Origin of the sequence: Methanospirillum hungatei JF-1 (genome assembly GCF_000013445.1) — an archaeon.
Taxonomy (GTDB): Archaea; Halobacteriota; Methanomicrobia; order Methanomicrobiales; family Methanospirillaceae; genus Methanospirillum; species Methanospirillum hungatei.
The window spans coordinates 106,024-126,297 of record NC_007796.1; the positions used below are offsets into that span (position 1 = coordinate 106,024).

The window sequence follows — 20,274 nt, forward strand, 5'->3', positions numbered from 1 at the left end:
AGGTGAGATTATCATGAAGAATGTTTGGCTTATAGCTTCTCTCTTCCTCATTACCGGTCTGGTACTCTTATGTGGATGTACCGGAACCCAGGAGACAGCCCCTGCATCACAGCAAAGTGCAGCAGGTGAAAAGACTGTTCTGAATATCGGATACCAGCCAAGTACCCATCAGATGGCATTTATGACCGCATACAGCAAGGGTATGTACAATGAGACTCTTGCCCCTCTTGGCATAAAAGAGGTCAAAGCATATAGTTTCCCGACTGGTGCTCCTGAAATGCAGGCCATGCTTGCTGGTGACCTTGACTTTGCATATGTTGGTGCTGCTCCCTTTGTCACTGCTGCTGCAACCGGCCTTGATGGTAAGATCATCGCTGCGGCCCAGACCCAGGGTTCATCAGTCGTCCTGAAGACTGGTCTGAATTATACCAGCCCTGTAGACCTGAAGGGACTGACTATTGCAACCTTCCCGGCTGGGACCATTCAGGACACCATTCTGCGGACCTGGCTGAAAGAGCAGGGACTTGACCCGGAGAAGGACGTCAAGATTGTAGCCATGGGACCGGGAGATGCAACGACAGCAATCATGGCAGGAAAAGTTGACGCGGTATTCCTACCGGCACCTTCCCCGACAACCATTGAGGAGGCCGGAGCAGGAAAGATCATCATTCATTCAGGTGAGATGTCACCAAACCATGTCTGTTGTGTTCTTGTTGCAAGCGGAAAGATGATCAAAGAACATCCGGAGATCGTCGCCGAGGTTCTGAGGATTCATCAGCAGGCAACTGAATATAACAAGCAGAACTGGGAAGAAGCCTCTGGATATATGGAAGAGATGACGGCCATGAACACCTCAGTGATTATGAAATCGCTAAATGAGTGGGATGGCGAGTGGGTATCTGATCCACATATCATCGTCGAGTCTGTGACCAGTTATGCACAGGATCAGGCTGCACTTGGGTACATTAAGACTCCGCTGAACGCTGATGATCTGATTGATACCAGCTTCTGGGATAAGCAGTAACGCTTCACCCCATACTTTTTCCTTTTCTCAAAGACCATTACTACTGGAGCAACGTGTCAGCATGCTGGCACCATAGTGAGAATTAAGCAATGACAGGAATTCTACCGGGATCACGATCCCCCGGCTACACAATTCTCTCAATATCAGCACTCCTGATATTCTGGCAGGTGCTTGCAGATGAGATTGTGAGAAATCACTTTATTCTGCCATCCTTTACCGATGTTATCATCGCCTTTTATGAACTTCTCTTTGTCGGAACATTACCTATGGACTTTGCCGTGAGTATGATCCATTTCTTTATCGGACTTGGATTCTCTCTCCTTGTCGGCGTCCCTGCCGGCATCCTCATCGGATGGTACCCGGTCGTCAACCGGCTGCTTGATCCCATCATTGAGATCATCCGCCCTATCCCTCCCCTTGCGTGGATTCCTTTTGCCATCGTCTGGTTTGGGCTTACCGACCTTGCAGCAGGTTTTGTTATCTTCATCGGAGCCGTCTTTCCGGTTCTCATTAACACATACGAGGGATTTCGCAATATCCCACGGATTTTTGTCGAAGCCGGGAAGATGCTTGGATGTACGAGTAATGCCGCTCTTATCCGTTTTATCGCCATTCCCGCAGCGTTGCCTCATCTTGCGGCCGGTTTCCGGGTAGCAAGCGGGGTTGCGTGGATGTGCCTTGTGGCGGCGGAGATGTTTGGGGTATCCAGGTTTGGTCTGGGCCAGAAGATCTGGTGGTACTATAATCTGCATCAGATGGACAAGGTCATGGTCTATATGCTGATTCTGGGTTTTATCGGACTTCTTATTGATTACATCTTCAGATATGGGATGAACCGGACTCTGCTCAAATGGCGCCAGGGAGAGGTGAACTGATATGGGCAGAGTGGAAATATCTCATATCAGTCGGGAATTTATCAAGGAGGATGGGGATCGGGTTGTTGCCCTTTCAGATATTAATCTCTCCATCGCCGATGATGAATTTGTCTCATTTGTCGGTCCCTCAGGGTGTGGGAAGACCACGCTGCTCCGGATTATCGCCGGTCTTGATAAGGCCAGTTCCGGAGAAGTCCGGGTTGATGGATCACTCATCACCGGACCGGGTCAGAAAGTCGGGATGGTGTTTCAGGAGTACTCCCTGTTTCCCTGGCGAAGTGTTCTCTCCAATGTTGCCTTCGGACTTCAGATGAGAGGGATTCCAAAAGAGGAACGGCAAGAGATTGCACGAAAATACATCTCACTCGTCGGCCTCTCTCAGTTTGAACAAAGTTTTCCGTATGAGTTGTCCGGTGGAATGAGACAACGGGTTGCAATAGCCCGGGCACTTGCCACAGATCCAGATCTTCTGCTCATGGATGAACCATTCGGCGCTCTTGATGCCCAAACCAGGAATCATATGCAGTGTGAACTGCTGGATATCTGGGAGACAAAAAAGAAGACTATTTTATTTGTTACACATAGTTGTGATGAGGCCGTGTTCCTCTCTGACCGTGTGGTGGTTCTCTCTCCACGGCCTGGTGTTATCAGAGAGATTATCAATATACCGATATCACGGCCACGTGACAGGACAAACAAGGAGTTTATCGATCTCAGGCGTTGTCTTCTCGAGATGATCGATGAAGAGGAACGAGAGGAAGAAAGGATTAAGTGTAAATCCGGCAATTTATAAAAGCACATATCAATACAGGAGTTCGGGTTCATGGTCAGAAAACCAAACAGCATGTACAGAAACCTTGCGAAGAAGGCCTATACTCGCAAGGAATATATGGGAGGTATCCCAGGTGTTAAAGTCGTTCACTTTGATATGGGGAACCTGACAAGCGAATTTCCAATGGAAGTTTCCCTGGTTGTGGATGAGAGCTGCCAGATCCGGCACTCCGCTCTTGAAGCAGCCCGTATGAGCATTAACAGGAAGTTGAACAAGGAACTGGGGCGTATGAACTACCACCTCAAACTGCGGACCTATCCACATCATGTCCTGCGTGAGAACAAGCAGGCAACCGGAGCAGGTGCTGACCGTGTGTCACAGGGTATGCGCCTTGCATTTGGGAAGGCAGTCGGAACTGCGGCCCGTTGCCAGCAGAATCAGAAGATCTTTACGGTCTTTTCAAATCCTGCAAGTGTTGAAAAGATCAAGGATGCCCTCCGTCACGGTGGTCATAAGCTTCCTTCCCCCACCCATCTCGTTATTGAGATGAAACAGGAATCATAATTTTTCCTGAAATCTTTTTTTATTTTATTGGATCATTTCTATACCTCCTTTCAGACAGATATATCAGGTATGTCTGAATCCGGTTATCCTGATCTTCTGAAACGGATCTCTGATGCTACAGAGAAAGCAGTCCGTAATGCAGAAATATATCTTCCAGATGATGTGAAGGCCAGATTGACAGAGGCCCTGAAGGTGGAGTCTGTTGTTGTCGCGAAGCAGGAACTTCAGAATATTCTTGAAAATATCTGTCTTGCAGAAGAACGTTTTGCACCACTTTGTCAGGATACCGGCATTCCGGTAATGTATATCACCGTTCCTTATGGCATGACATGGACCCCTGAAATGGAACAGGCAGTCCTGACCGGAATTCAAAACGCCACACAGCACATTCCGCTTCGTCCAAATCTTGTTGACCCCGTGAGCCGTGAAAATACCAAAACAAATACCGGTCTTTCCATGCCCCCTGTCCATGTGAAACACGGTGACCGGTTTACCATCACCGCCCTCCCCAAAGGTGCAGGATCTGAGAATGTATCCAGAATCAGGATGATGAACCCGTCAGATAAGGGAAATATTCCAAAATTTGTTGTTGAGACCATGCTGGAAGCTGGAGGGCGGCCCTGTCCCCCGGTCATTCTGGGTGTTGGAATCGGGGGAACCTTTGATGTCGCTGCATCCCTGGCAAAAGAGGCATTGCTGGAACCGGTGGATTCGATGACCGGCTATGAACAGGAGATCTGTGATCAGGTTAATCAGCTTGGGATTGGTCCGATGGGGCTTGGGGGTGACACCACCTGCCTTGCCGTAAAAATCAAAACTGCCGGGTGTCACACGGCTTCCCTTCCGGTAGCGGTCAATATCCAGTGCTGGGCTGCACGGCGGGCAACCGTGGAGGTTCCCCTATGAAACAACTCCAGACTCCGCTGGGTGATGAGGTCCTCTCGCTTAAGGCCGGAGAGATGGTTACCCTCTCAGGAACTGTCTACACCGCACGGGATGAGGCCCATCTGAAGATCATGGAGGATGGATTTCCTTTTGATCCGAAAGGGGCTGTGCTCTATCACTGTGGGCCGGTTATTGCCGATAACCGGATCATCGTCGCAGGTCCGACGACCTCGGCCCGGATGAACCGCCTGACCGGATATATGCTGGATGCCGGAATCAGAGGGATCATTGGGAAAGGGGGGATGTCAGCAGAGGTCAGGGAGCTCCTGAGAGGCAGGGCAGTATATTTTGCCTTTACCGGAGGGTGTGCAAATCTTGCCGCAGCCCGGATGAAATGCACCGGTGTTCATTTCCCTGAACTTGGAATGGCAGAAGCGGTCTGGGTAATTGAACTTGACAAGCTCCCGCTTACCGTTGCGATGGATGCACATGGCGGAGATCTCTTTGCCGTGATCGAAGATCATGCACATGAAGTATTTCAGGCTATGTATCCAACCAGTACGACCAGAATATGAAACTTGAGATTGACGAATCCCGGTGCAAAGGCTGCAACCTGTGTACCATGGTCTGCCCGTATAAAATTTACAGGCCGGGGAGTCGTCCAAACCGCAGGGGGATTTATGTTCCTGACCTCGATCAGCCGGAACGCTGCCCGAACTGCCGGCTCCAGGGATTGTACGGACGACGGTTATGCGGTGTGTGTGCATTAATCTGTCCGGATCAGGCAATCCGGTGGGTGCCTGAAAAGCCCTTTGAACCAATGAAAGTGGTGATTGAGTATTAGCCGGATTGCTTTTATGCAGGGAAATATTGCAAGTGCAGAAGGGGCGCTTGCAGCAGGATGTACCTTCTTTGGAGGGTATCCGATTACTCCCTCAACTGAAGTGGCTGAACATATGGCCGCCCGTATGCCAAAGATCAAAGGGGCGTGTTTTATCCAGATGGAGGATGAGATAGCCTCTATGGCTGCTATTATCGGGGCAGCCTGGACCGGTGCCAGATCCATGACCGCAACATCCGGGCCCGGCTTTTCCCTGATGATGGAGAATATCGGGTATGCAGTTATGACCGAGACTCCCTGTGTCATTGTGAATATTCAGCGTGGGGGTCCCTCAACCGGACAGCCTACTATGGCAGCACAGGGTGACATGATGCAGGTGAAGTTCGGATCTCACGGAGACTACAGTATTATCGCCCTTGCTCCGTCAAGTGTTCAGGAATGCTTTGACCTGACCGCAAAAGCTTTCAATCTGGCTGACCGTTTCAGGACTCCTGTTTTCCTCATGGCTGACGAGGTTATCGGACATATGCGTGAGAAGATCGAGATACCTGACAGTGTGGAGATTGTGCGGCCAAAAACCCTTGCAGAAGGTGCTCTTCCCTTTGCTCCCGGTCCGGACGGGGTTCCTGGATTTGCCGCCTTTGGAACCGGACGGCACATCCCGGTTACTGGTCTGACTCATGATGAACGTGGCTATCCGGATACTACAAACCCTGCACGACACGAATCCCTGGTCAGGAGACTTATCTCAAAGATTGAAGATGCACGACATGACATTGCAGATTATGCAATCGTGAATGAGGAAGCAGAGTATGTTTTTGTCTGCTATGGGGCACCGGTCAGAACCGTCAGGGAAGTAGTTGAGCGTTTCAGGATTCCTGATACCGGTTATCTGCAGCTTCGTATAGTATGGCCGTTTCCAGAGGATCTTCTCAGCCGGTTTCCGAAGGTAAAGGCCTTTATCGTTCCTGAAATGAACCTTGGCATGATGGCAAGAGAGATAGAACGTCATGTCAGCGTTCCGGTCATCCCGGTCAGCAAAATCGGAGGAGATCTCCATACTCCTGAAGAACTGGTTGAAGCAGTGAGGGTTGCAGGTGGTCTTTTATGAGAGATGACTGGTTCAGAGAGGATCGTCTCCCCCATATCTACTGTGCCGGGTGTGGAAATGGAACCATCATGAACTGTGTCCTCGAAGCCGTTGAAAGAACCGGATGGGATCAGAAAAAGACAATATTTGTATCAGGAATCGGGTGTTCTTCCCGTGCTCCGGGGTATATCCTGACCGATTCACTGCATACCACTCATGGCCGTGCAATAGCATTTGCGACCGGTGTGAAGATGGCAAATCCCTCCCTGCATGTGGTGGTATTTACCGGGGATGGAGATCTCGCAGCTATCGGGGGAAATCATTTCATTCATGCCTGCCGGAGAAATATCGATATCACCGTTGTCTGTATGAATAATCATATCTATGGAATGACTGGAGGACAGGGAAGTCCTACAACACCCATCGGAAAGACCTCTACCACAACTCCGTATGGTGCAGATGAAGCTCCGTTTGATCTCGCAGAACTCGCCATTGCGGCTGGTGCTAATTATGTCGCACGGTGGACATCATTTCACGTGAAACAACTGACGGAATCTGTGCTTACCGGTCTAAATACTCCGGGATTTTCTCTTATAGAAGTTCGCTGTCAGTGTCCGACATCGTACGGGAGGCGCAATAAATATCGTGAGCCTGTAGATTACATGACATACCTGAAGTCACATGCAGTCCTGAAAGAGAAATGGGAGAGAACCGCCGCACCTGGAGCTGAACTTCCCGCTGATTCATTCCTGGTTGGGGAGTTTGTGAGAAGACAAAGGCCGGTAATGGGGGTGCCAGATGAGGCATGAAATCCGGTTCTCCGGGTTTGGAGGACAAGGCATCATCCTTTCGGCTGTCATTCTTGGACGGGCTGCTGCTCTCTATGATCAGAAATATGCGGTCCAGACCCAGGTATACGGGCCTGAGGCCCGGGGAGGAGCATCGATGAGTGCGGTGATCATCGATGATGAACCGATTCTCTTCCCAAAGGTCAGGGATCCGGATACTTATGTTATCATGAGCCAGCAGGGATTTGAAAAATATGGAAAAAACCCCCGTGCTGATGCAGTCATGCTTCTGGATTCAGATCTGGTGCATGACCGGCCTTCATGCACATGGGTTGGTATACCTGCTACCCTGTCTGCAAAGAAAGACCTTGGCCGGGAGATTGTTGCAAATATTATCATGCTTGGTGCATTAACCACCGCTACGACGGTTGTTTCCGGTCCTGCTCTTGAGAAGGCCATCCTTGACAGCGTTCCGAAAGGGACAGAGGATCTGAATCTGAAGGCGATGAGACGTGGACAGGAGTTGGGCATCGAGGGTGGATCATCATGAAACTAAAGGAATATGAAGCAAAGGATATCCTGCAAAAAGCAGGCATACCAATTCCCCGTGGTGTATTAGTAAAGAAGGGTTCGGATTATCTGGTTAGTCCGGATATTAAAGAGGCAGCGATCAAGGCACAAGTGGAAGTAGCGGGACGGGGCAAGGCCGGCGGCATTCTCATGGCAGATCATGCAGGTATCAGGGATACGACTGAAAAACTCTTTCAAACCACCATAAAAGGCCTCCCTGTTGAAGAGATCCTCATCGAAGAGAAACTTCAGATCCAACATGAGTATTATCTCTCGATCACCATCGATCGCTCTCAAAAAGCGCCTGTCATTCTCTTCACAACCGAGGGGGGAGTGGATATTGAAGAAGTTGCACAAAAAAATCCTGCCGCAATACGAAAAGCAACCGTATATCCCCTCCTCTCCAAAGTTCCCGGATACACCCTCCGATACCTTCTGAATGGTGCCCCAAAGGAGATTGGAGCCATTATTCAGAAATTATATACTGTTTTTATGTCACAGGACGCATTGCTTGCAGAGATCAATCCGTTGGTCATGACTCCTGATGGTCTGTTTGCCGCAGATGCAAAGCTGATTCTTGACGATAATGCCCTGGCCCGTCATGGCATTCAGGAGAACCGGGATCTCTCGGAACGTGAACGTAAGGCTGCTGCTCATGGATTCTCGTTCGTGGAACTGAATGGCAATATCGGTGTTATCGGCAACGGGGCCGGGCTTACCATGGCAACCGTGGATCTCATCAACCGGATGGGTGGCAGACCTGCGAACTTCCTGGATGTTGGTGGAGGAGCAGACCGGGTCAGAGTTGCGCATGCCGTCCGTCTGCTTGGGTCCATGCCGGATGTGACAGTCATTATTGTAAACCTACTTGGTGGGATTACCCGGTGTGATGAAGTGGCAGCAGGTATTATTGAGGCAGGTGTCAGTCAGCAGATCATTGTCAGGCTGGCGGGGACAAATGAGGCGGAAGGAAAAGCCCTCCTCTCATCAAAAGGATATCTGATGCTTGACACGATGGAAGAAGCGGTGACTGCCGCGGTGGAGGCAGCATCATGATCTATGCAGATAAAAAAACCGGCGTTATCGTCTGCGGTGCCACCGGGAACCAGGGCTCGTTTCATATTGACCGGATGAACCAGTACGCCCGTTCAATTGGCGGAAGAGGTGTGGTTGCAGGGGTTACTCCGGGAAAAGGCGGGCAGGAAGTGCATGGGGTACCGGTATACAACTCCATCCTCGAAGCAGCCGAGGCACAGAATGCAACCGCCGCGGTATTATTTGTTCCCGGTTCTGCTGCAGGGGATTCGATCATGGAGGCGGCGGATGCCGGGCTGGATCTTGTGGTAACCATCACCGAGCATATTCCGGTTCATGATGTGATGCATGCGGTCACCTATGCGCAAATGAGGGATTGTACGGTCATCGGTCCGAACTGTCCAGGTCTCTTCTCCCCTGGCGAGATCAGCATGGGTATCATGCCTGCTCATCTGGCAACCAGGGGTCCGGTCGGCGTTATCTCACGGAGCGGGACCCTGACATATGAGGTGGTTCATGAGCTGACCAGAGCAGGTATCGGTCAGAGTTCGATCATCGGCATTGGTGGGGATCCCATCATCGGACAGACCTTCGCTGATGTTCTTGAAAGGTTTGCAGAAGATCCGCTGACAAAAGCGGTCGTCATCCTTGGGGAACTTGGTGGTAACCTTGAGGAGGAAGGTGCACGGTCTGCAGAACTACCTGTTGTTGCTTTTATTGCGGGAACAACGGCCCCGGCTGAGAAGAGAATGGGTCATGCCGGAGCTATAGTCACCGGAGGTGAGGGTGATGCAAATGCCAAGATTGCACGACTTCGGGATCTCGGTGTCCCGGTTGCAGATCGGCTGTCAGAAATTCCCGCAATGATTCGGGGGGCAATCTGAATGTCCATCATTGAAAACCTCCGCCGCGGTGATGGAGAAGAGGCAGGGGGCGGGAAATTTAATCCGTTCCGCATTCTTGAGATCGGAGAGAGCATGGTCCGGTATTGTGATGGCATCAGGATCAAGAATTACAATTTCCTTGCTATTCTGACCAGTGACCGACTTGTTCTGATTGAAAGTGCCCAGCAGAGTGCAGGAACCATTGCAAAGGAGATACCTGTCTCCATGATTCAGGGTGCTGCGATGGAGCGGGATGAGAAGAACCGGCCATCCCTGGCGGTATCAATGGAGGTCGGAGGTCAGACCCGTCTGATGAAACTGGTGTTTACCGGACTTATTGCTGAACCAGAGACCGAATGCCGTGAATGGTTTGCTGCCATTAATGGATATCCCCCTGAACCGGAACTTAATCAGGAACCTGAGCTCCTGGTTGCTCCAGAACCGACACCAGAACCAACACCGGTCTCTCTCTCCCCGCCCGGTACTGCAGGGCCTCTACCGGTTCCTGCACCCGCTCCAGTGCCCTCTCCGATAATTGATGCAGAAGCAGTCTCTCCTGTACCAAAAACTGAGGAGATTCAGGAGCAGATTCCTGCACCGGTACAACTGGAACCTGCACCAACACCCATCATCCACTATCAACAGGAACCCGTTTCTCCCCCGGCGCCTGTGGAAATCTCCCCTGAAGTGCCAGCGGTCATTTCACCAGCACCGAAAGCTCCGGTTGTTGATAAGGCTCCGGAGTCCATTCCACAAAAAACCATGCCCATTCCAAAAAATGGGAAACAACGTATATCAGTTCCGGCACCTGACACGGAATCAATACAAATTTCATTAGAAAAACCCAATATCAGCCCGCTCCGGTTTAAAAGAAGGGACACAACTCCTGTTAGCGGAAGCAGTGGGAAAGCCAGGTACTGTATACACTGTGGTTCACGGTTTCCTGCTTTGGCAAAGTTTTGTCCGGTTTGTGGAAAGACTCAGGTCTGATCCTTCATGGGATCATACCATGGCAGATATCCGCAGCTGGATGCCTGTCGTGGTATTGCCGTCCTCATGATGATCTGGTTCCATTTTTTTGTAGATCTTGCATTTCTTGGATTGCCCGGGCCTGATCCCTTTTCAGGTCTCCTTCGTATCTTCGGGATGCTGACCACGATCTCGTTTATTGGTATTGCAGGAATTTCGGCACACCTGAAAGCTGAAAAAACTCCGGGGATGATGAATCAGTTCTCTACGTTTTTCAAACGGGGGGGCGAACTTCTCCTGATTGGCATGGGTATTACCATCGTCACCTGGTGGGTGATGGATGGCGAGGGTTATGTGGTATTTGGAATCCTGCACCTCATCGGTACAGCACTTATTCTGACCCCGCTCCTCTACCGGTTAAATTATACCGGGCTAATCCTTGCAGCCGCTCTCATCCTGATCGCATACACAAACCTCCTCCCTTCCGGGCCCTTATGGCTTGCATGGTCTGGTATCTGCCCGGATGATTTTTATTCGGTAGATTATGCACCACTCATACCGTGGCTATCAGTATTTCTTATTGGATTATCTGCCGGCCGGTTCCTCTTTCCATATGGCAATCCACGATGTGATCTTGGCGCCCCCGGCAGTTTCGTACTCTCTCTGGCTCATCTGGGAAGGCACTCCCTTCTGATATATCTTATTCATCAGCCGGTTCTGTTCCTGCTGATTATTAGTGTTGCAAAAATAAGTATCGGATGAATTATTTCAGAATATTCAAAAGGCCGGAAAAAAGTTCTGAAGAGGTATTTTCAGTAGTATTATCCGATTCTTTCTCATGATCCCCAATCGATGAAGTGATGTTTTTCTTCACCGTCTCCAGACGGGACTGCACAACGGTGAGGTTTGGATCAATGCTGATCGCTTTTTCAAATGCATCAATGGCCTGTGTATTCTGTCCGATCTTTTCATATATCGTCCCGATGTAATACCATCCGACGGCATTATTCTGATCATAGGTTGTTGCATTGAGGTATGCTGCAATAGCCTCCTCGAATTTCCCCTGGTCAAAGTATGAGGCTCCCATATTTTCCCATGCACTGGAATAATTCGGACGAATACTCAATGCCTGCCGGTATGAGTCTACCTCCTCTTCATACCGTGCTAGTTTCCCAAGCGTGACCCCCCGGTTATACCATGCATCAGCATCCTGTGGAGTAACTCTGACTGCTTCATCTGCAACTTCGAGGGCCTCTTCATATTTTCCCTGCCTGTTCAGGACGATCCCCAGGTTATTGAGTGCATCGGAAAACCCCGGACGCATCTTCAGAGCGAGCCGGTATTCATTTGTGGCATTTTCATACTGGCCAAAGGAGGACAATGCATTTCCCATAAGATAATGCTCATCTGCTGTCATTTCATCCGTTTCTGCAAAAGTTGTGGGGACAAGGATGAGAATTATAAAAAAAGTGATGAGAGGAACTAATCTGTTCATTCAGTACACGGTTGGAATAGAATGAAATAATGTTTGTGGCTATGCCGTACATGCCCTTTTTGCTATCTGAAAAAATTAACTCCTCTTCCTATTCGACGGATGCAGAACCTATGTGTGAGATGAGGGAGATCGTACCGAATTTTATCCCCGTATTTTTTCAGTCCTCTATTCTTTTCATGAAGAAATTCAGGCAATTAGTGGTCTCCTTTCTAGAAAAAAATCTCAATCTAAAAGTTCAAAAAATGTATTTATACTTCTGGTTGCAATCATTACATCATTATGCCAGTCAACCAGGCGCAGGTCGACAGCATCATTTCTTCGGCATCTGCCGAAGATCCGGAGATTCAACTGCTTAAGCTCAGGGATGAGGTTGAGCTGCTGAAGACCTCGATAAAACGCCTGCTCATCGATATACGGGAACGTATGAATGATGCGGAGAATCCGCTTGTTCAGGCGTTAAAGGGAAACCCGGTGGAGTTTGTGGGCCAGCATACCACAGCTCCCACTCCCATGGAGGGTTATATCGATGATTATGATGAGGAACCATCAGGTGGGGGTTTTTCAGAGGAAGGGGGGACGATGTCAGTGTCAGAAGAACCAGAAGCGATTGAACCGGTCGGACAACCGGATATGGGAATGACTGCAGGTCTTGGTGGGGGAGCGGGCAGCGTCTCATCAGCCTTGTCTTCTCTTGCAGCGGAGAAAGGGATGCTTGAAGCGCTCAGGAACCAATTGTTTGCCCAACCTGTACCGCCTGCAGAACCTGTAAAACAGAAAAAGCCACGTGAGAAGGTGAAGATACAGAAAGTATACAGCCTGTTTGAATGGACGACCAATAATGTGAAACGATACGGGCATGACCGGGTTGACCTTATGCTTGAATCGTACAAGGAGATGGGTCATATCTCTGAAGAGCATTGTAAACAGGTGAAAGATATTGCCCGCCTTATGGCACCGTCCATCGGGGAAGTCCATGAGATGAAGGCAGATGAATTTGTTCTGGCACTCTATGAACTCAACCGGATATTGCAACCTGATGATCCGGGTCTTGACCGTGACATGCTTGATGTCCTGATTGAGAAGAGAAAGATGGCAATGCCATCAGGCCGGATTGAGGAGACAAACCTGATAGAGGATGACTCAGAGTTTGAGTATATACCCTCTCGTGAGTAACTGCCGATATGGCAAGCGAAGCTATCTCATCGTCAATTATGATAATAGGGGCGGTCCTTGGGGCCGCAGTCCTTATTACCGCAATCCTTCCAGCTATTTTTTCGGCTGGTGATACCTTCGGGACCGTTTCGTCGTCGGCTGAGCAGAAACTTAAAACGGATTTTCGGATAGTGAATACTTATGCGAATGCTTCTGCAGTTCAAGTTTGGATGAAAAATGTTGGAAATAATCGGATTTCCGTCTATGATGTCCGAAATGCAGATGTATTTTTAGGGTTGTCTTCATCTAATTATAAAAGATATGGTTATGGATCTGGTACTGATGGGAATTCCTTTATTGATAGTGGGACATCCATTGGAGAATATTGGGAGATCGGAGAAACATTAGAAATTTCAATATTGGGGATTAGCCCTGCATCGGGGATTGATTTTTCTTTCTCCTTTGCGTTGCCAAATAGTATTCGAAGAACCACGACATTTACGAGAAGTTAATTATTATATGGCATCGTCACTTATTGCTGGAGCCGTAAGTCTTTTATTAATAATTATTGCTGGATATGTCATAGCATCAGGGATTCTCATGGTGGCAGAAACGACAACATTGGCTCAAATTGATGTAACTGCGGCAAAGGAGCAAATTTTACAGAGTAATATTCAGATTATGGGTAATTATTCAGGTTCGAATTGGCTAATAATTGATGTAAAAAATATCGGAAATACTGTATTTAGTGGAACTGATATTCAAAAAATGGATTTATTTATTTATGATGGGTCATCTTTTTTAGGAAAATATGTAAAAGGGTCGGGCTCTGATAGATTTTCATATTCAATTGAGAATGATGTGGTAAATAAAAACATGTGGGATCCAAGTGAAATCATCAATATTAATATTAATTTGACTAATGATCCTGCGATTACACCTGCATGGGTAAAATTTGTCACCTCCAATGGTGTTAGCTCATCAACTAATATTATTATCTGATTTCTCTAAAATTAACCTATAACTAGATTATCAAATTAAAATTAAGAGAACACCTATTAGCAAATAGAAGAATTATACATAAGGGGCAGTCAACATATGGCAGAATTAGATCTTACCGGAGGCATGGATGAAGCCCGGGGAGACATAGCAGATCTCCTCGGGAAAGAGGAACGAAAAATCCTCACGACTGGAAACGCTGAAATCGACAAAAAAATCGCCGATGGTCTCCCTCTCGGGTCCCTTACCCTGATCGAAGGAGAGAACGATACCGGCAAATCAGTCCTTACCCAGCAGTTTATCTGGGGAAGTATGCACAATAACCTCCGCGTCGATCTCTTCTCGACAGAACTTACCACAAAGAGTTTTCTGACCCAGATGGAATCGATGTCCCTTGATATCTCTGACTTCTTTGCGTGGGGATATATCCGCCTCTTTCACTGCCATCTGGTAGAGTTCAAATGGACTCCGGATGCCATGAACGATATCCTTGAACGAATCATCACCCATGTCAAGTTCAGTAATACCGATGTGGCAATCATTGATTCACTTACTATATTTACTGAGTATACAACGAATGAAGCGGTACTGACGTTTCTGACCCAGGCAAAAAACATCTGTGACCAGGGAAAAACAATTCTTATCACCATGCACAGTTATGCATTCACTGATGAAGTCCTGACCCGTGTCAGATCAATCTGTGATGCTCATCTTCTCCTCATGAGAAAACTCATGGGTGATAAGTACGTTATGGTTCTTGAAGTGGTGAAGGTCAGAGGTGCCAGGAAGACTACTGGTAACCTTGTCAGCTTTGAAGTCCATCCCGGATATGGGATGAAGATTATTCCGGTATCAGTTGCAAAAGTCTGAATATGTCCCGGCTGCAGATTCAGGGGAAAATACCTTTTCAGGAGGCTGAGAGTCATGATACTGAAGAGTGTATACTAAACCCTGAGTCCTGCGCCCTGTACCGGATGCTGCCCGCAAATGCCAAAGAGTATGCCCGGAACTATCCCCACCTTCTTGAATACCTCCATATCTTCCCGGTAGATGAATTCGGAATCCCGTTATTCTTTTCTGAGCTGAAACGTGATTTGAAAGGGATTAAGGATCCGAATCTCATTTATCCTGCAAAACCTCCAATTTTCATTCATATCTTCTTTGATCCGAATGATGTCAGGAACTTTTACATCCCCATCGAACCATCGTTCATGCATAATATCGGCCGGTTGCTTCCGGCAATCGAGTACCGGCTGGTAGACCTGCTTGATGCCCTGGAAGAAGACCCGGTTACTCCGGAAGAGCGGACAGCGGTATTAAAACGCCTGCTCAGACAGGTCATGTATATCAAGAAAGCAGGAGAAGCAATTGATCCCAGCCTGCTGAAGATTGAAGGGCCGAAAGGATTTGGAGACAAGTTAAAATCATTCCTTACCACTGATCTGACCGCCAAAGAAGAACCGGGTGCCGAGCGGCTTTTTGCAGATGTGCCCCATCTCTCTGACGGGCGTATCATAGTGAGTCCCCAGGAGTTTGAAGCGATTGAGTACCAGATGATCCGTGACAAAATCGATGTCGGACTTCTGTATCCGTTTATCTCGGATAATTTTATTGAGGATATCACCTGTGACGGGCTTGGCCCCATATTTATCGAACACAAGATCTTCAAAGGGCTCAAATCTGTCGTCGGTTTTGATCAGGAGGCTGCACTTGATGATTTCTGTATTAAGCTTGCAGAAAAATCGCGTCGCCCGATTACGTACCGGAATCCAATCGTTGATGCGACCCTTCCGGACGGATCACGTATCAATATCGTCTATTCAACGGAGATCAGCCGGCAGGGGAGTAACTTTACCATTCGTAAAGCGATGGATGATGTCATCTCCATCACCAAGCTGGTCGAATTTGGAACCTGTAGTTATGCACTTGCGGCATATCTCTGGATCTGCATTGAGAACGGAATGTCCCTTTTCATGTCCGGCGAGACGGCATCCGGCAAGACAACCTCAATGAATGCTCTTACAACCTTCATCTCCCCTGAGTCAAAGATCGTCAGTATCGAGGACACTCCGGAACTTATCATCCCTCATAAAAACTGGACCCGTGAAGTATCCAAAGGAAAAGGAAAAGGTGAAGGTGAAGGTTCAGATGTTACCATGTTCGATCTCCTTCGTGCTGCACTTCGTCAGCGTCCAAACATGATCATGGTCGGAGAGATCCGTGGAGTGGAAGGAGCAGTCGCATTCGGTGCCATGCAGACCGGCCACCCGGTGATGAGTACATTCCACGCAGCAACGGTGGAGAAACTGATTCAGCGTCTTACCGGTGACCCCATTCTTATCCCCAAGACCTTCATTGATAACCTCAACCTGGTGGTCATTCAAAGTGCAGTCCGGCGGCCTGATGGAGCGATGGTCAGACGTCAGCTGAATGTTTCTGAACTGGTCGGATATGATGCACAAAGTGGAGGTTTCTCCTTTGTTGAGGTCTTTACCTGGGACCCGGTCACTGATACGCACGAATTTACCGGTAAAGGTTCAAGCTATCTTCTGGAAAACAAGATCGCAACCATGCTTGGTATTCCTGAGCATAAAAAGGCGCAAATGTACATGGAAGTAGAAAAACGTGCTAAGATCCTGGAACGGCTTCATAAAGCAGGATATACTGACTTTATCGAACTCTTTCTGATGATAACAAAATTGAAAAAACAGGGACTTCTCAATATCGATATCTGATCCATGGCATTTGAGGGTTTTTTAGATAAACTGCGTGCGTCCAACCAGGGAAAATTACCCTTTGAGGATTTGTATGCGACGATTTATGCAAAACTCTACAAATTTTTCATAGAAGACAAGTACATGGGTTCAGATCTTCTGTTCATGCTGACGTACATGGCAGCGATCATCAGTGCCGATGCGTCACGTCCTGAAATTTTTGCATATACCGGAGCACGATCTGAATATGTCTCTACAAAATATATCCGCCGCGCTGATCTCCTGGTGAAACGATGGGGGTACAGTTATGTTGAAGCGCTCTCCAATGTCGCGAAGAAGATAGAGAATGAGATGCTCTTCTCCATGGTGAACCGGTATGCAAATGCAATTGAGTCAGGTGTTCCTGACAGCGATTATCTGAAACGTGAACTTGAAACTATCAGAAATATCTACAAATCGAGTTATGAACAGGGCATTGAGATGCTCAAAAAATGGGGTGATGCATATATTTCGATGCTCTTCTCAGGTGCCCTTGTCGGGATTATCATCATGGTCTCCATTGCCATTTACGCACCTGATAATATCCAGGGCACCTTGATGACCTCTTATGTCCTCATCGGTGGAATTTCCATATTGGGCATTGTAACCATGTATAAAGCGGTTCCGGCCGATCCTAAGACACACCGACTCTTGCAGGGATCGCCGGAACAAAACATGATTCACCGGATGGAAAAGAAGGTGGTTCCCATCCTCTGTATCATCGTCATTCTGCTTCTGCTCCTGGGTATGAATTTCGGTCTTGTCCTGATGCTTATCGGGATGCTGCTCTTTCCTCTTGGGGTGATTGCGTTCATCGATGACGGGAATATCACGCTTCGTGACTCGGAGTTCCCTACGTTTATCAAAGGTGTAGGCGCGGTACAGGGAGGAAAAGGGACCACTATTGCCCCGGCTATTCAGGATATTGATAAAAAATCACTTCCTTATCTCGAGCCCCTGATCAATTCTGTCTTTTCAAAATTAAACCTGGGACTGGATGAGGACCGGACCTGGCAGCGATTTATCAACGATGGCGGGAGCTATCTGATATACAAGTATCTGAATATTTACCGGGATGCGCTCAAGCTTGGTGGTAAGGCTGACACGGTTGGTCAGATCGTCAGTTCATCCATGCTTGATCAGGTTCTGCTGCGGGATCACCGGCATACTATTTCCATGGGTTTTATGACTCTTCTTGTTCCAATGCATGCCATGATGGTTGCCATTTTCCTGTTTCTGTATCATATTCTGGTTGTAATGGCTGATGCAATATCCGAAAAAATGGCATCGCTTGGGGAAGCAGGTGCGGCATTAACATCCGGGCAGGGTGCATCAATTGCCGGAGCAATGGGTGGAAGTATGTTTGTCTTTTCCAATTTTGATAAGGATGCTATCGGTTTTTATGTCATCATCATCATTACCATGCTCACGATCTCGAATGTGGTGGCCGGGAAGATTGTTTCGGGCGGGGATAATGCATTAGTATATTTTTATTCAAGTCTTATCTGTTCTGTATCCGGGCTTCTTTACATAGTGGCTCCAATCATAACCGGAATATTCTTTATGATTCCCGTCTTTGAAGGTGTATAAGCGATGGTTGAACTCTCAGACTCTACCCGGCGGCTGGTCATATTTGTAGCAATAGTCCTTGGGGGTTCAGTTCTTCTTATCTTCGATATTCCCGTCCTGTATCTGATGATGGGCGTCATTGGCATAGCCATCGTTCTGCTGGTCATTACCGGCACTATCATCCTGTCAGAATTAATTCAGGATTTGCGGTACTGGCTGAAAAGCAGGCCCAAAAAACCTAAAAAAGAGAAGCAGCCAAAAGAGAAAGGAAAAGAGAAGGCGAAAGGCGAAGGAATCTTTTCATCACTCTCCGGTAAGATAAAGATACCATCTATCGCTCTCCCTGCAATAAAGCTCCCCGCACGGTCTGAAAAGTCCCGTGATGAGAAGAAAAAGGCCAAGGAAGAGAAGAAAGGGAGAGAAAAGAAGGAAAAGTCTCAAATGCCTGAAAAAACGGCAGATAAAGAAGAGGAGATCGAAGAAGCGGGCGTGGCATCTGATAGTGTAAAATCAGATGATACTACATTTGATGCCGACCTTCTGGAAGGTCTGGATCTTGATGACAGTCTTGACATCGATGCTGAACTTGACTCAGTAAATCCGGAGTTTGACAATATCCGGACTCCTTATGGAGAAGGGGAGGTCATGCCTGAGATCCCCTCCGATTCTGACGTGAAAAAGATGGATATCTCAACCCAGGATGAGGAAGAGGAGATTATCCTGGATGATGACCAGGGTCCTGACGAGATCGACGCTATCTACTCAAGTACCATAGACATAGGCTCTGACTCCGGCGGTGATGTGATCTCCAATCTTGAAGGGGGAGATACGATCAGTTCTTCTGATCTTTCTACCTACAGTTCATCTGAAGATACTCCCTATATGTATGGTCAGGAGGATGACGACTCCGGCGGGGAAGAACAGTTTGAACTCAGTCAGATGAAGGGTGGGGGCGATGATGATCTTATCGCTTCACTGAAGGCTGATATCGAAGACCTGAAGAAGAAGGATGATGATGTACTTCTGCGGGATTTGAAGGATGTTCATGTGACTGCTGAGGAACTTGCTGAAGAGCTTCAGGAGATCATGACTATCATCAACCGAAGAATAAAAAGAAGATAAATACCACGAAAAGATATCTGAAAGGAGACTATGGCAGAGGTTCCGGCAAAACTGGAAAAAGGCGGGTCATGGGTGACCTCACGAATCGATATCGGAAATGACGGTATCGTTCTCAAAGATCCATGGAATGTCACAGTCAGCTACCGGAGTATTGTTGATCTTCAGAAACGCGGACAGATGATCACGCTCCTCGTCACGATGCCGGACAAGACCGAGCGCCCGTACAAGATCGCATCGGTTGAAAAAGTCCTTACGATTCTTACCAAGAAGATCATCATGGCCTGTAATGCATACAGGATCATGGCCCATTTCATGTCACCGGCTATCAGAGGTGGCGTTCTCGTAACTGATGCGAAATGGGAGAAGGGGGCTATTGCAGTTTTAAAGACCGGCATCTGGTTTGTAAGTCAGGATAAGCAGATTAGCGTGCCGTTAAAAGAGGTCGCAAGTCTTGAGCTGACAAAACGGGAATTACAAAAGAAGAAACTTGATGTGATTAAGATCGACCACCTTGAGGGTGGCGAAGTTGTCACCAGTTTCATCCTCTGTCCGCTCTCAACTCTGCAGGTTTTATACAATTTCCTTCGTGATGCAACCAAGGATATGGACATGAAAGGGTCTGAGCTGGATCAGCTTGATGCCCAGACTGCCCAGGTCGCCATGCTTATCTACAGCGGAATGGATACGAAATCGATTGAAAACATGCTCAGCCTTCCGCCTGAAGAACTGAATGCAATATACGAGACTCTTTTAAAGTTAAAACTCGTGGATGTTGTAATGGTCAGAAAGGAAGTGCAACTGACTCCGAAGGGTGTCAGATACATCACCGACGCACTCAAGCCACCTTCGTAAGACCAGATATTCCACAATCCTTTTACCAATTAATA

Annotated in this window: 23 protein-coding genes; 22 read left to right on the forward strand and 1 reads right to left on the reverse strand. The window is 48.0% G+C overall.

Going from position 1 to position 20,274, the window contains the following annotated elements; all coding sequences use genetic code 11:
• The first annotated feature begins 13 nt into the window (after positions 1 to 13).
• From MHUN_RS00460 to MHUN_RS00525, 14 genes are all read left to right on the forward strand, one after another.
• Positions 14 to 1,024, forward strand: coding sequence for an ABC transporter substrate-binding protein (locus tag MHUN_RS00460; protein ID WP_048067167.1), 1,011 nt, complete (start codon positions 14 to 16; stop codon positions 1,022 to 1,024).
• Positions 1,025 to 1,113: 89 nt separating this feature from the next.
• The gene (locus MHUN_RS00465; RefSeq protein ID WP_011447160.1) at positions 1,114 to 1,899 is read left to right on the forward strand and encodes an ABC transporter permease; all 786 of its coding nucleotides are present in this window, start codon (positions 1,114 to 1,116) and stop codon (positions 1,897 to 1,899) included.
• Between the two features lies 1 nt (position 1,900).
• The gene (locus MHUN_RS00470; protein ID WP_011447161.1) at positions 1,901 to 2,692 is read left to right on the forward strand and encodes an ABC transporter ATP-binding protein; all 792 of its coding nucleotides are present in this window, start codon (positions 1,901 to 1,903) and stop codon (positions 2,690 to 2,692) included.
• A gap of 30 nt (positions 2,693 to 2,722) precedes the next feature.
• Positions 2,723 to 3,235, forward strand: a complete 513-nt coding sequence (locus MHUN_RS00475) for a 50S ribosomal protein L16 (RefSeq protein ID WP_011447162.1) — start codon at positions 2,723 to 2,725, stop codon at positions 3,233 to 3,235.
• Between the two features lie 69 nt (positions 3,236 to 3,304).
• The gene (locus tag MHUN_RS00480) at positions 3,305 to 4,141 is read left to right on the forward strand and encodes a fumarate hydratase (protein ID WP_011447163.1); all 837 of its coding nucleotides are present in this window, start codon (positions 3,305 to 3,307) and stop codon (positions 4,139 to 4,141) included.
• Entirely contained in the window at positions 4,138 to 4,695 is a 558-nt protein-coding gene (locus tag MHUN_RS00485; RefSeq protein ID WP_011447164.1) for a FumA C-terminus/TtdB family hydratase beta subunit, read from the forward strand. Before MHUN_RS00480 ends, MHUN_RS00485 begins: the two co-directional genes overlap by 4 nt.
• Entirely contained in the window at positions 4,692 to 4,964 is a 273-nt protein-coding gene (locus MHUN_RS00490) for a 4Fe-4S dicluster domain-containing protein (RefSeq protein WP_011447165.1), read from the forward strand. Before MHUN_RS00485 ends, MHUN_RS00490 begins: the two co-directional genes overlap by 4 nt.
• Before the next feature lie 13 nt (positions 4,965 to 4,977).
• Positions 4,978 to 6,072 (forward strand): 2-oxoacid:acceptor oxidoreductase subunit alpha, encoded by a 1,095-nt coding sequence (locus MHUN_RS00495; RefSeq protein ID WP_011447166.1) that lies wholly within the window; start codon positions 4,978 to 4,980, stop codon positions 6,070 to 6,072.
• On the forward strand, positions 6,069 to 6,860 hold the full coding sequence (locus MHUN_RS00500) for a thiamine pyrophosphate-dependent enzyme (RefSeq protein WP_011447167.1): 792 nt from the start codon (positions 6,069 to 6,071) through the stop codon (positions 6,858 to 6,860). Before MHUN_RS00495 ends, MHUN_RS00500 begins: the two co-directional genes overlap by 4 nt.
• Positions 6,850 to 7,389: a 2-oxoacid:acceptor oxidoreductase family protein gene (locus tag MHUN_RS00505; protein WP_011447168.1), complete on the forward strand. Its 540-nt coding sequence runs from the start codon at positions 6,850 to 6,852 to the stop codon at positions 7,387 to 7,389. Before MHUN_RS00500 ends, MHUN_RS00505 begins: the two co-directional genes overlap by 11 nt.
• Positions 7,386 to 8,465 (forward strand): succinate--CoA ligase subunit beta, encoded by a 1,080-nt coding sequence (locus MHUN_RS00510; RefSeq protein WP_011447169.1) that lies wholly within the window; start codon positions 7,386 to 7,388, stop codon positions 8,463 to 8,465. Before MHUN_RS00505 ends, MHUN_RS00510 begins: the two co-directional genes overlap by 4 nt.
• Positions 8,462 to 9,328, forward strand: coding sequence for a succinate--CoA ligase subunit alpha (gene sucD / locus MHUN_RS00515; protein WP_011447170.1), 867 nt, complete (start codon positions 8,462 to 8,464; stop codon positions 9,326 to 9,328). Before MHUN_RS00510 ends, sucD begins: the two co-directional genes overlap by 4 nt.
• Complete coding sequence (locus MHUN_RS00520; RefSeq protein WP_011447171.1) at positions 9,329 to 10,318, forward strand: hypothetical protein; 990 nt, start codon at positions 9,329 to 9,331, stop codon at positions 10,316 to 10,318. It abuts the gene before it with no gap.
• Positions 10,319 to 10,324: 6 nt separating this feature from the next.
• A complete protein-coding gene (locus tag MHUN_RS00525; RefSeq protein WP_011447172.1) occupies positions 10,325 to 11,059 on the forward strand; it encodes a heparan-alpha-glucosaminide N-acetyltransferase in 735 nt (244 codons plus the stop codon).
• 1 nt (position 11,060) lies between these two features.
• Here MHUN_RS00525 and MHUN_RS00530 read toward each other — a convergent pair whose 3' ends face one another.
• The gene (locus tag MHUN_RS00530; protein ID WP_011447173.1) at positions 11,061 to 11,792 is read right to left on the reverse strand and encodes a tetratricopeptide repeat protein; all 732 of its coding nucleotides are present in this window, start codon (positions 11,790 to 11,792) and stop codon (positions 11,061 to 11,063) included.
• Between the two features lie 279 nt (positions 11,793 to 12,071).
• Here MHUN_RS00530 and MHUN_RS00535 point away from each other — a divergent pair, with 279 nt between their 5' ends.
• The 8 genes from MHUN_RS00535 to MHUN_RS00570 all read left to right on the forward strand — a co-directional run bounded on the left by MHUN_RS00535 (position 12,072) and on the right by MHUN_RS00570 (position 20,239).
• The gene (locus MHUN_RS00535) at positions 12,072 to 12,965 is read left to right on the forward strand and encodes a hypothetical protein (protein ID WP_011447174.1); all 894 of its coding nucleotides are present in this window, start codon (positions 12,072 to 12,074) and stop codon (positions 12,963 to 12,965) included.
• An 8-nt stretch (positions 12,966 to 12,973) separates the two neighbouring features.
• Complete coding sequence (locus tag MHUN_RS16970; RefSeq protein WP_011447175.1) at positions 12,974 to 13,456, forward strand: hypothetical protein; 483 nt, start codon at positions 12,974 to 12,976, stop codon at positions 13,454 to 13,456.
• A 7-nt stretch (positions 13,457 to 13,463) separates the two neighbouring features.
• Positions 13,464 to 13,946: a hypothetical protein gene (locus tag MHUN_RS00545; RefSeq protein WP_011447176.1), complete on the forward strand. Its 483-nt coding sequence runs from the start codon at positions 13,464 to 13,466 to the stop codon at positions 13,944 to 13,946.
• Between the two features lie 96 nt (positions 13,947 to 14,042).
• Entirely contained in the window at positions 14,043 to 14,813 is a 771-nt protein-coding gene (locus MHUN_RS00550; RefSeq protein ID WP_011447177.1) for an ATPase domain-containing protein, read from the forward strand.
• 2 nt (positions 14,814 to 14,815) lie between these two features.
• A complete protein-coding gene (locus MHUN_RS00555; protein ID WP_011447178.1) occupies positions 14,816 to 16,678 on the forward strand; it encodes a type II/IV secretion system ATPase subunit in 1,863 nt (620 codons plus the stop codon).
• A gap of 3 nt (positions 16,679 to 16,681) precedes the next feature.
• Positions 16,682 to 18,286 (forward strand): archaellar assembly protein FlaJ, encoded by a 1,605-nt coding sequence (gene flaJ, locus MHUN_RS00560; RefSeq protein WP_011447179.1) that lies wholly within the window; start codon positions 16,682 to 16,684, stop codon positions 18,284 to 18,286.
• A 3-nt stretch (positions 18,287 to 18,289) separates the two neighbouring features.
• A complete protein-coding gene (locus MHUN_RS00565) occupies positions 18,290 to 19,387 on the forward strand; it encodes a hypothetical protein (RefSeq protein ID WP_011447180.1) in 1,098 nt (365 codons plus the stop codon).
• A gap of 30 nt (positions 19,388 to 19,417) precedes the next feature.
• Positions 19,418 to 20,239: a CheF family chemotaxis protein gene (locus tag MHUN_RS00570; RefSeq protein ID WP_011447181.1), complete on the forward strand. Its 822-nt coding sequence runs from the start codon at positions 19,418 to 19,420 to the stop codon at positions 20,237 to 20,239.
• The last annotated feature ends 35 nt before the right edge of the window (positions 20,240 to 20,274 follow it).

Excerpts from the sequence above, each read along its gene's own strand:
- MHUN_RS00460 (WP_048067167.1), top strand. The coding sequence starts at position 14 with ATGAAGAATGTTTGGCTTATAGCTTCTCTCTTCCTCATTACCGGTCTG.
- MHUN_RS00465 (WP_011447160.1), top strand. The coding sequence starts at position 1,114 with ATGACAGGAATTCTACCGGGATCACGATCCCCCGGCTACACAATTCTC.
- MHUN_RS00470 (WP_011447161.1), top strand. The coding sequence starts at position 1,901 with ATGGGCAGAGTGGAAATATCTCATATCAGTCGGGAATTTATCAAGGAG.
- MHUN_RS00475 (WP_011447162.1), top strand. The coding sequence starts at position 2,723 with ATGGTCAGAAAACCAAACAGCATGTACAGAAACCTTGCGAAGAAGGCC.
- MHUN_RS00480 (WP_011447163.1), top strand. The coding sequence starts at position 3,305 with ATGTCTGAATCCGGTTATCCTGATCTTCTGAAACGGATCTCTGATGCT.
- MHUN_RS00485 (WP_011447164.1), top strand. The coding sequence starts at position 4,138 with ATGAAACAACTCCAGACTCCGCTGGGTGATGAGGTCCTCTCGCTTAAG.
- MHUN_RS00490 (WP_011447165.1), top strand. The coding sequence starts at position 4,692 with ATGAAACTTGAGATTGACGAATCCCGGTGCAAAGGCTGCAACCTGTGT.
- MHUN_RS00495 (WP_011447166.1), top strand. The coding sequence starts at position 4,978 with ATGCAGGGAAATATTGCAAGTGCAGAAGGGGCGCTTGCAGCAGGATGT.
- MHUN_RS00500 (WP_011447167.1), top strand. The coding sequence starts at position 6,069 with ATGAGAGATGACTGGTTCAGAGAGGATCGTCTCCCCCATATCTACTGT.
- MHUN_RS00505 (WP_011447168.1), top strand. The coding sequence starts at position 6,850 with ATGAGGCATGAAATCCGGTTCTCCGGGTTTGGAGGACAAGGCATCATC.
- MHUN_RS00510 (WP_011447169.1), top strand. The coding sequence starts at position 7,386 with ATGAAACTAAAGGAATATGAAGCAAAGGATATCCTGCAAAAAGCAGGC.
- sucD (WP_011447170.1), top strand. The coding sequence starts at position 8,462 with ATGATCTATGCAGATAAAAAAACCGGCGTTATCGTCTGCGGTGCCACC.
- MHUN_RS00520 (WP_011447171.1), top strand. The coding sequence starts at position 9,329 with ATGTCCATCATTGAAAACCTCCGCCGCGGTGATGGAGAAGAGGCAGGG.
- MHUN_RS00525 (WP_011447172.1), top strand. The coding sequence starts at position 10,325 with ATGGGATCATACCATGGCAGATATCCGCAGCTGGATGCCTGTCGTGGT.
- MHUN_RS00530 (WP_011447173.1), bottom strand. The coding sequence starts at position 11,792 with ATGAACAGATTAGTTCCTCTCATCACTTTTTTTATAATTCTCATCCTT.
- MHUN_RS00535 (WP_011447174.1), top strand. The coding sequence starts at position 12,072 with ATGCCAGTCAACCAGGCGCAGGTCGACAGCATCATTTCTTCGGCATCT.
- MHUN_RS16970 (WP_011447175.1), top strand. The coding sequence starts at position 12,974 with ATGGCAAGCGAAGCTATCTCATCGTCAATTATGATAATAGGGGCGGTC.
- MHUN_RS00545 (WP_011447176.1), top strand. The coding sequence starts at position 13,464 with ATGGCATCGTCACTTATTGCTGGAGCCGTAAGTCTTTTATTAATAATT.
- MHUN_RS00550 (WP_011447177.1), top strand. The coding sequence starts at position 14,043 with ATGGCAGAATTAGATCTTACCGGAGGCATGGATGAAGCCCGGGGAGAC.
- MHUN_RS00555 (WP_011447178.1), top strand. The coding sequence starts at position 14,816 with ATGTCCCGGCTGCAGATTCAGGGGAAAATACCTTTTCAGGAGGCTGAG.
- flaJ (WP_011447179.1), top strand. The coding sequence starts at position 16,682 with ATGGCATTTGAGGGTTTTTTAGATAAACTGCGTGCGTCCAACCAGGGA.
- MHUN_RS00565 (WP_011447180.1), top strand. The coding sequence starts at position 18,290 with ATGGTTGAACTCTCAGACTCTACCCGGCGGCTGGTCATATTTGTAGCA.
- MHUN_RS00570 (WP_011447181.1), top strand. The coding sequence starts at position 19,418 with ATGGCAGAGGTTCCGGCAAAACTGGAAAAAGGCGGGTCATGGGTGACC.